The organism is Streptomyces sp. NPDC059037, assembly GCF_042740015.1.
Lineage (GTDB): Bacteria > Actinomycetota > Actinomycetes > Streptomycetales > Streptomycetaceae > Streptomyces.
The window spans coordinates 1-2,621 of sequence record NZ_JBHYIG010000138.1; the positions used below are offsets into that span (position 1 = coordinate 1).

At 68.5% G+C, this 2,621-nt stretch carries 2 protein-coding genes; one reads left to right on the forward strand and one right to left on the reverse strand.

All coding sequences use genetic code 11. The annotated features are described in order from the left end of the window. Positions 1-1,303, forward strand: a 1,303-nt coding sequence (locus tag ACFWY6_RS25945) for a Gfo/Idh/MocA family protein (protein ID WP_384694823.1), incomplete at its 5' end; no start/stop codon positions are given. Here the strand turns inward: ACFWY6_RS25945 and ACFWY6_RS25950 are convergent. Next, on the reverse strand, positions 1,242-2,609 hold the full coding sequence (locus ACFWY6_RS25950) for a cation:dicarboxylate symporter family transporter (protein WP_384694877.1): 1,368 nt from the start codon (positions 2,607-2,609) through the stop codon (positions 1,242-1,244). The two genes, ACFWY6_RS25945 and ACFWY6_RS25950, sit on opposite strands and share 62 nt — an antisense overlap. Between the last annotated feature and the right edge of the window lie 12 nt (positions 2,610-2,621).

Here is a 2,621-nt window from a genome sequence, read left to right on the forward strand (position 1 = left end):
GGCCGACACCCCGCAGGGGGCGACCGCGGCGGCCGCCGAGGCGCCGGCCCGCCAGGGCGAGACCATGGTCGGCGTGCCCTTCGAGCGGCGCTCCACGGTGCGGGTCGGCATCGTCGGGCTCGGCAACCGCGGCGGCAGCATGATCGATCTGTTCCTCGCGATCCCGGGGGTGAAGGTCGTCGCGCTGTGCGACCCGGTCAAGGACAAGACCGCGAAGGCCGCGAAGAAGGTCACCGACGCGGGTCAGCCCGCCCCGGCGACGTACACGAAGGGCGATCACGACTTCGAGAACCTCTGCAAGCGCGGCGACATCGACTTCGTGTACGTCGCGACGCCCTGGGACTGGCACTTCGACATGGCCAAGTCCGCGATGCTGAACGGCAAGCACGTCGGCGTGGAGTGTCCGATCGCGCTGCAGCTCGACCAGCTGTGGGAACTCGTCGATCTCTCCGAGCGCACCCGCAGACACTGCATGCAGCTGGAGAACTGCTGTTACGGCAAGAACGAGATGCGCGTCCTGCGGATGGCCCACGCGGGCAAGTTCGGTGATCTGCTGCACGGGGCGGGCGCGTACAACCACGATCTGCGCGGCCTGATGTTCGACCCGGACTACTACGAGGGCCCGTGGCGGCGGCTGTGGCACACGCGGCTGCGCGGCGACCTCTACCCCAACCACGGCTTCGGCCCGGTCTCCAACTACATGGACATCAACCGCGGCGACCGCGTCACGCACATCTCCAGCTTCGGCACGCCCGCCCTCGGTCTCGCCGAGTACCGCAAGGCCAACATGCCGGCGGGCGACCCGAGCTGGAAGGAGACGTACATCGAGAGCGACCGCACCATCAGCCTCGTCCAGACGGCGAAGGGGCGGGTGATCCGTCTGGAGCACGACGTGTCGACCCCCCACCCCTACAGCCGCATCAACAGCCTCGGCGGCACGAAGGGCGTCTTCGAGGACTACCCCTCGCGCATCTACATCGAGCCGGACCACACGAACGACGAGTGGGGCGACTTCGCCAAGTACGCCGAGGAGTTCGACCACTGGCTGTGGAAGGAGCACTCCAACCCGCCCGGCGGGCACGGCGGCATGGACTACATCATGATCTTCCGTCTGATGCAGACCATGCAGCTCGGCCTGGTGCCGGACTTCGACGTCTATGACGCCGCGACCTGGACGTCCCCCGTGCCGCTGAGCCACCTCTCCATCAAGGCGAAGGGTGCGCCGCAGGCGATCCCCGACTTCACTCGCGGGCTGTGGAAGAAGGCGCGTCCGGGAGTGGACTCGGAGAAGCCGCAGGCGTAAGGGACTTGGGCCCGGCAGTGCTCGTCTCGGCGCTGTCGGGCTCCTCCGCCTGTTCCGCCTGTTCCGGCTGTTCCGGCTGTTCCGGTACGAAGGCGATCTCGCCGCCGAGTACCTTCTTGGCGCGTGCCGTGTCGAGGGCGCCCTCCCAGCGGGAGACCACGAAGACGGCGACGCAGTTGCCGAGCAGGTTCGTGGCGACGCGCATGGCGTCCATGATGCGGTCCACGCCGAGCAGCAGCGCCACCGCTCCGGCAGGGATGACCCCGAGCGCGGAGGCCGTCGCGGACAGCGCGAGGAACGCCGAACCGGGCACGCCCGCCATGCCCTTGCTGGTCAGCATGAGCACGAGGACCACGGTGATCTGCTGCCCCAGGCTCAGATCCACGCCCACCGCCTGCGCGATGAACAACGTACCGATGGAGAGGTAGATCGAGGCGCCGTCGAGGTTGAAGGAGTACCCCGTCGGCAGGACAAGGCCCACCGCGTCGTCGCGGCAGCCCGCCTGGCGCAGCTTCTGCATCATGCGCGGCATGACGGTCTCGCTGGAGGCCGTGCCGAGGGCGAGCAGCATCTCCTCGCGGGTGTAGCGGACGAACTTCCACAGGCTCAGGCCGGTGAGCGCCTTGAGGGCGAGACCGAGCAGTACGAGGAAGATCAGGGCCACCGCGTAACAGACGCCGATGAGCTTGCCGTACGTCGACAGGGCGCCGAGGCCGTACTCCCCCACCAGGTGGGCGGTGGCTCCGAAGACGGCGAGCGGGGCCAGCTTCATGATGAAGCCGACGATCGCGAAGACGATCTCCTGGCCCTGTTCGATGGCGGGCAGGATCGCGGGGACCTTGGTGTTGCCGAGGTGCAGCAGCGCCGCGCCGAACAGGCAGGACAGCACGAGGACTTGGAGCAGCGAGTTCTCCGCGAAGGCCCCGACGGCGCTGTCCGGCAGCGAATGCAGGATGAACTCGCTGGTCGAGGGCAGTTCACCGCCGCCGGTCTTCTCGTCGACGGCCGATGCGTCGAGCTGGGAGGGATCGACGTTCATGCCGGCGCCGGGGCTCACCAGGTTTCCGGCGAGCAGGCCGACCACCAGGGCGACCGTGGTGGCGACTTCGAACCAGATCAGCGCCTTGAGCCCGATGCGGCCGAAGGCCTTGAGATCTCCGGCCTTGGTGATGCCGGCGACGACCACGCAGAACACGAGCGGGGCGATCATCGCCTTGATGAGACGTACGAAGCCGTCGCCGAGCGGTGTGGTGGGGGGGGCCCGCGGGGGGGCCCCCCCGCCCCCCCCCACAACCCCAAAACACACCCCCAGCGCCCA